6 protein-coding genes and 1 tRNA gene are annotated in these 6,429 nt (G+C 74.1%); 4 read left to right on the top strand and 3 right to left on the bottom strand.

Translation table 11 applies throughout. The features are described from left to right. Window positions 1-609, top strand: a 609-nt coding sequence (locus VEW93_05650) for a dihydrofolate reductase family protein (protein HYI61270.1), incomplete at its 5' end; no start/stop codon positions are given. 167 nt (window positions 610-776) lie between these two features. On the opposite strand, the gene VEW93_05645 is transcribed toward VEW93_05650, so the two are convergent. Then, window positions 777-849, bottom strand: a tRNA-Arg gene (locus tag VEW93_05645). 117 nt (window positions 850-966) lie between these two features. Between VEW93_05645 and VEW93_05640 the strand changes: the two genes are divergently transcribed. Further along, on the top strand, window positions 967-1,317 hold the full coding sequence (locus VEW93_05640) for a nuclear transport factor 2 family protein (GenBank protein HYI61269.1): 351 nt from the start codon (window positions 967-969) through the stop codon (window positions 1,315-1,317). Between the two features lie 55 nt (window positions 1,318-1,372). Continuing rightward, window positions 1,373-2,215 carry an enoyl-CoA hydratase-related protein gene (locus VEW93_05635; GenBank protein HYI61268.1) on the top strand — a complete coding sequence of 281 codons (843 nt, stop codon included), beginning with the start codon at window positions 1,373-1,375 and terminating at the stop codon, window positions 2,213-2,215. Between the two features lie 75 nt (window positions 2,216-2,290). Here the strand turns inward: VEW93_05635 and VEW93_05630 are convergent, their stop codons facing one another. Both VEW93_05630 and VEW93_05625 read right to left on the bottom strand, forming a co-directional pair. Continuing rightward, a complete protein-coding gene (locus tag VEW93_05630) occupies window positions 2,291-3,187 on the bottom strand; it encodes a TIGR03619 family F420-dependent LLM class oxidoreductase (protein ID HYI61267.1) in 897 nt (298 codons plus the stop codon). A 105-nt stretch (window positions 3,188-3,292) separates the two neighbouring features. Further along, a complete protein-coding gene (locus tag VEW93_05625) occupies window positions 3,293-4,495 on the bottom strand; it encodes a diguanylate cyclase (protein ID HYI61266.1) in 1,203 nt (400 codons plus the stop codon). Window positions 4,496-4,716: 221 nt separating this feature from the next. Between VEW93_05625 and VEW93_05620 the strand changes: the two genes are divergently transcribed. Further along, on the top strand, window positions 4,717-6,414 hold the full coding sequence (locus VEW93_05620) for a class I adenylate-forming enzyme family protein (protein ID HYI61265.1): 1,698 nt from the start codon (window positions 4,717-4,719) through the stop codon (window positions 6,412-6,414). Window positions 6,415-6,429 lie beyond the last annotated feature (15 nt).

Below are 6,429 nucleotides of genomic sequence, written 5' to 3'. Positions count from 1 at the left end.
AACGCGCGGCGCGCATCAAGGGAGAGCAACGAGATGAGACCACTTCGATACTCGATCAACGTCACGCTCGACGGCTGCTGCCATCACGAGGCAGGGCTCCCCCCGGACGAGGAGTCGATGCGCTACTGGACCGCTGAGATGGAACGAGCCGATGCCCTGCTGTTCGGCCGGGTGACCTACGAGATGATGGAGTCGGCGTGGCGGCAGCCGGCCACGGGCACGTGGCCTGCCTGGATGGGTGAGTGGGAGATCCCGTTCGCCGAGACCATCGACCGGGCGAAGAAGTACGTCGTGTCGAGCACGCTGAGCGGGGTCGATTGGAATGCCGAACTGGTGCGAGGCGACTTGGGGCAAGCGGTTCAGCGACTCAAGCAGGAGCCTGGCGAGGGCCTGTTCGTGGGTGGCGTGACGCTCCCCCTGGCGTTGGCGGACCTGGGACTGATCGACGAGTACGAGTTCCTTGTGCAGCCGGTCCTTGCCGGACACGGGCCGACGTTGCTCGCCGGTCTGCGCGAGCGCATCCAGCTCGAGCTCGTGGATCGCCATGAGTTCCGGTCGGGGTCAGTCGCCCTGCGATACCGGCCCACGCGAGTTACGGCTTTGACGTGATCTGTCCTGGCACGTTGGCCGCTGCCTCGCGACGGAACGACGGCTCGGGGCGCGCTCGGATCTGCGCCGGGTGTCCCCGAACGCGCGGCCAGAACGGCGCGTGCGGCATCGCCCCGATGTGCCGTTGAGTGACAAGAAAGGCCAGGTCAGATAGGGTTTTCTGGCGGCGCCCCCGGGAGGACTCGAACCTCCGACGCACGGTTTAGGAAACCGACGCTCTATCCCCTGAGCTACGAGGGCAGGAGGGCGGGGAGCGCAGGGCTCGGACCTCCGGAGGCCGAGACTACGGCGCCCGGTCCCGCCCGTCGCGACCTGGGACCGCAGCGCCGGGGGGCGGCGGGCAGCGAAGATGTGGGCATGGCAGGCAACGAGGACGTCGAGATCGTCAGGGCCGGCTTCGACGCCTACCTCCGGCAGGACCGGGCGGCATCCGAGGCCCTGATCGCCCCCGACTTCGTGTTCACCAGCCCCAACGACGACCACATCGACCGCGACGCCTTCTTCGACCGGTGCTTCCCCACCGCCGACCGGCTGCGCAGCCAGGACCTCCTGCTGGTGACGGCGGCCGGGGACGGCGACGTGGTGGTCATGTACGAGTACGTGCTGACCACCGGCGAGCGCCACCGCAACGTCGAGGTCCAGACCGTGCGGGACGGGCAGATCACCGAAGCCCAGGTGTTCTTCGGCGGCCGGTACGACGCCACCTGAGGCGGCGAGCGACACGGCGGCGGCCCGACGGGCGGACGGTGGCAGGATGCCCGCCATGGAGCTCTCGGACCTGAAGGTCGTCCGCTACGAGGTGCACGGCGGGGTGGCCACCGTGACCCTCGACCGGCCCCACCGGCTCAACGCCTGGACCGGACGCATGCACGCCGAGTACCGGTGGTGCCTGGCCCGGGCCGACGGGGACCCTGCGGTTCGGGCCGTGGTGGTCACCGGCGCCGGCCGGGCCTTCTGCGCCGGGGCCGACGCCACCGCCCTGGCCGGCCACGTGGCCGCCGGGGGCTACGACCCCGGCACGCCCGAGGACATGGCCACCCCGGGCCACGGCGTTCGCCCCGAGTACGACCACGCCTTCGCCTGGCACTACGGCCTCACCGTCCCGGTCATCGCCGCCGTCAACGGCCCCGCCGCCGGCGTCGGCCTGGTGCTGGCCTGCTACTGCGACCTCCGCTTCGCGGCCGAGGGGGCCAAGCTCACCACCTCGGCCCCCCGGCTGGGCCTGCCCGCCGAGTACGGCCTGTCCTGGGTGCTGCCCCGCCTGGTCGGCATCGGCCACGCCGCCGACCTGCTCCTGTCGTCCCGGGTCGTGTTGGCCGAGGAGGCCCGGGCCATGGGCCTGGTCAACCGGGTCCTCCCGCCCGACCACGTCCTGGCCGAGGCCCAGGCCTACGCCCACACGCTGGCCACCGAGGTGGCCCCCACCTCGCTCCGCATCGCCAAGGCCCAGCTCTACGCCGACCTCCACGGCGACGTGGGCACCGCAGTGGCCCGCAGCGACGACCTCCTCGACGAGATGACCACCGGCCCCGACTTCGCCGAAGGTGTCGCCGCCTGGCGGGAGAAGCGGACCCCCCGCTTCGCCGACGACCCGGCCCGGGGCTGACACGAGGGCGCCACACATCGAGCTCTGGACCGATGGTCGCCCCATGCGGCGCCAGGCGTCCAAGGTTCGGAGAGGTCAGGTCTCCAGGGGGAGGAGGGCGGCGGCCACGTCGGCCAGCTCGGCGTCCCAGTCCGACGGCTCCTCCAGGGGCAGCACCACGAACTTGGAGGCGCCCACGGCGATGAAGCCCTCCAGCCGGGCCCGCAGGGCGTCCAGCCCGACCGGCACCACCTCGGCGGGATCGAGGTCGGGACGGCGGGCCGCCAGCAGGGCCCGCACCCGGTCCGGCACGCCGACGTGGGAGTAGGCCACCAGCGCACCCAGGTGCTCGGGGTCGATGGCCCGCCCGTGGGCCGCGGCCTCCGCCGTCACCACCGGCCACCCCTCGGCCACGTCCTCGACCGTGCAGAACGAGGGCAGCCACCCGTCGCCCAGGCGCCCGCAGCGTCGCAGCTCCGACGGGGCCGTCCCCCCCAGCCACATCTCGATCGGGTCCTGCACCGGCCGGGGCCGCAGGGTCACGCCCTCGACCCGGAACCGGGCCCCGTCGTGGTGCACGTCATCCTCGGACCACAGCCGGCGCAGCAGCGGCACCGCCTCGTCGAACCAGGCCGACCGCTCGCCCCGGGTGACCCCGAAGGCCCGGTGCTCGGCCGGCGACGGCGCCCCCAGGCCCACGGCCGGCAGCAGCCGCCCGCCGGACAGTCGGTCCAGCGAGGCCAGCTCCTTGGCCAGGACCACCGGGTTGCGCCCCGGCACCACCAGCACCCCGGTCCCCAGCTTGACCCGGGTGGTGCGGCCGGCCGCCACGGCCAGGGCGATGAGCGGGTCGGGGGCGTCGCCGGTGAGCCGCTCCGACAGCCACAGCGAGTCGAACCCCAACGCCTCCACCCGTTCCACGTACGGCAGGAACCGGGCGGCGTCGTTGGTGGGCGTGTGGGTGCCGAGCCCGACACCGATGCGGATCTTCACGGGCCCGAGCCTGCCACCGCTCCCCGGCGTCGACCGATCGGTGAACGGGCGATCGGCGGAACGGGCGACCGGCCGGAACGGGCCGACCAGACGGCCCCGCCCGGGTCAGGTGTCGTGGCGGGCGCGCTTGTGGGCGTACATGGCGGCGTCGGCCCGGCGGAGCAGGTCGTCGGCCCGGGCGCCGTGGCGGGCCGTGGCCGAGCCCGCCGAGAGGGTCAGGCGCACCGGCCCGGCCGAGGTCTCGATGGGGTCGGCCACCACCTGGGTGACCTGGCGGACGACGTCCTCCACCTCCTCCACGGTGTCGCGCAGGGCGATGACCACCATCTCGTCACCGCCCAGGCGGCCGGCGGTGTCGTCCCGGCGCAGCACCGAGTGGATCCGCCGGGCCACCTCGACCAGCACGTCGTCGCCCACGCCGTGGCCGTGGGCATCGTTGATGGCCTTGAAGCCGTCGATGTCGCAGAACACGAGGCCCACGCAGGCGGTGGTGCCCACGCTGGCCCGCAGCACCAGGTCCAGGCGCTCCAGCACCAGCACCCGGTTGGGCAGCCCGGTCAGGGGGTCGTGGGTGGCCCGGTGGGCCAGCTCGGCCCGGCTCTCCACCAGGGAGGCGATGTCGATGCCGCTGACCACGATGGCGTGGACGTCCGCGTCCTCCAGCAGGTTGACGGCGGTGAACCCGAACGGGGTGGGCAGGCGGGTCCCGCCGGACAGGAGCGTGGCCTCGAAGGAGCGGCTGCCGCCCTCGGTGGCGATGGCGGCCAGGACGTCGGCCACCTCGGCGGCCTGCTCGTCGACGACCAGCTCGGGCAGCGGCCGGCCCAGGGTCGACTCCACGTCCCGGCCCAGGATGGAGCTGAAGGCCCGGTTCACGGCCAGCACCCGGCCCCCGCGATCCAGCAGCATGGTCAGCCCCGGCGACCACTCCAGCACCGCGGCCAGGCGCCCGGCGTCGCCGCCGGTCACGTCCCAGCGGCCCCGGTCGTCGACCTTGCGGAGCACGGCCACGATGCCCCGCACGTGGGGGTCGTGCAGGCCGGACCAGCCCCGGGCCTCGTACTTGACCCACGAGCCGCTGCGGTCCCGGATGCGGACCTCGATGGGCGTGCCCACCGCCTTGAGCTGCACCGACTCCACCGAGGCCAGGGCGGTGACCACGTCGTCGGGGTGGAGGAAGTCGGCCACTGACCGGTTGCGCCCGCCGGCCACGTCCACGCCGAAGGCCTCGATGGCTCGCTGGTTGGCCCACGTGAGGCGCCCCTCGGCGTTGGTCACGATGACCGGGTCGGGCAGCTGCTCCAGCACGGCGGCGGGATCGGGCGGTCCCCACCCGTCCGGCGCGGCGTCGGCCTCTGTCGGTCGTCGGTCAACCATCACCCTCCTCTCGTCGGCCGGGGCAGGCGTCGGTCGATGGGCTGATCGACCCATCCTGGCCCTCCGGTCGGGTCCCGCACCGCTCCGGCAGCCGATGCCGCCCACGGCCGTCCCCGGCGTGGCAGGGTGCAGCCGATGCAGAGCAAGGGCAGGTGGAGGGGCGGCAGGCGGTGACCGTGTCGTGGGACGAGGCGGTGGCGGCGGTGACCGCCCCCGGGCAGCGGTTCGAGACGGTCCCGGCCACGGTCGCCGGCGTCGACGTCACCGTGTTCCGGCACGCCCCGCCGACCCTGCGCCACATCGTGGCCTCGTGGCCGGCCCGGGGCGACGACCTGTTCCTGGTCTACGAGGACGAGCGGCGCAGCTTCGCCGAGGTGGCCGACGAGGTGGCCGCCCTGGGCGTCGCCCTGGTCGGCCGGTACGGCGTGCGCCGGGGCGACCGCGTGGCCATCGCCATGCGCAACCTGCCCGAGTGGGTCGTCACCTTCGCGGCCGTGACCGCGGTGGGCGCGGTGTCGGTGTCGCTCAACGGGTGGTGGACGCCCGACGAGCTGGCCTTCGGCCTGGAGGACAGCGGGGCCACGGTGCTGGTGGCCGACCCCGAGCGGGTGGAGGCGACCCGCGAGGCGTGCGCCCGGCTGGCCATCGCCACCATCGGCGTGCGCCTCCCCGACGGCCCCGCCCCGGCCGGCACCGACCGGTGGCAGGACGTGGTCATCGGTGGCGCCGAGCTGCCCAGCGTCGAGGTCGACCCCGGCGACGACGCCACCATCCTCTACACCTCCGGCACCACCGGCCGGCCCAAGGGGGCGGTGTCCACCCACCGGGCCATCACCCAGGCCCTCATGGGCTTCGCCTGCCGGGCCGCCGTGCAGCGCCTGCGCCGGCCCGACGAGGCCGCGGTGGCGGCGGCCCAGCCGCCGGTGTTCATCCTGGTCGTGCCCCTGTTCCACGTCACCGGCTGCGTGGCCGTGTTGCTGTCGTGCGCGGCGGCCGGCGTGCCGCTGGTGATGATGCGCAAGTGGTCGGCCGAGAGGGCCCTGGAACTCATCGAGCGCGAGCGGGTGACCAACTTCGTGGGCGTGCCCACCCAGTCGTGGGACCTGCTGGAGTCGCCCCGCTTCGCCGAGCACGACACCTCGAGCCTCGTCAGCGTGGGGGGCGGCGGGGCCCCGGCGCCGCCGACCCTGGTGGCCCGGGTCGAGGCCGGGTTCCGCCGGGGCCGGCCCTCCATCGGCTACGGCATGACCGAGACCAACGCCTACGGCCCCCAGAACTCGGGCCAGGACTACGTCACCCACCCCACCAGCACCGGCCGGGGCACGCCCATCCTGGACATCGAGGTGCGCGACCCCGAGAGCCGTCCCGTGCCGGTGGGGGAGCAGGGCGAGATCTGGTTCAAGGGCCCCCACCTCATCCGGGGCTACTGGAACCGACCCGACGCCACCGCCGAGGCCATCGTCGACGGGTGGCTCCGCAGCGGCGACGTCGGCCGCCTGGACGCCGAGGGCTTCGTCTACGTGGAGGACCGGGCCAAGGACCTGGTCCTCCGGGCCGGCGAGAACGTGTCGTGCGCTGAGGTGGAGGCGGCCGTCTACGAGCACCCGGCGGTGCACGAGGCGGCCGTGTTCGGCGTGCCCCACGAGCGCCTGGGCGAGGAGGTGGCGGTGGCCGTGCTGGCCAAGGCCGGCCAGCACCTGGACCCCGACGACCTGCGCCGCCACCTGGCCGGCCGGCTGGCCGCCTTCAAGGTCCCGTCCCGGGTGCTGGTGGTGGACGAGCAGCTGCCCCGCAACGCGGCGGGGAAGATCCTCAAGCGCACCCTGCGGGACCGGGTGGCCGGGGCCTGAGCGCGGCCCCCGCTG

The organism is Acidimicrobiales bacterium (assembly GCA_035630295.1).
Classification (GTDB): domain Bacteria; phylum Actinomycetota; class Acidimicrobiia; order Acidimicrobiales; family Iamiaceae; genus Iamia.
This window is presented reverse-complemented; position numbering and strand designations above follow the sequence as displayed.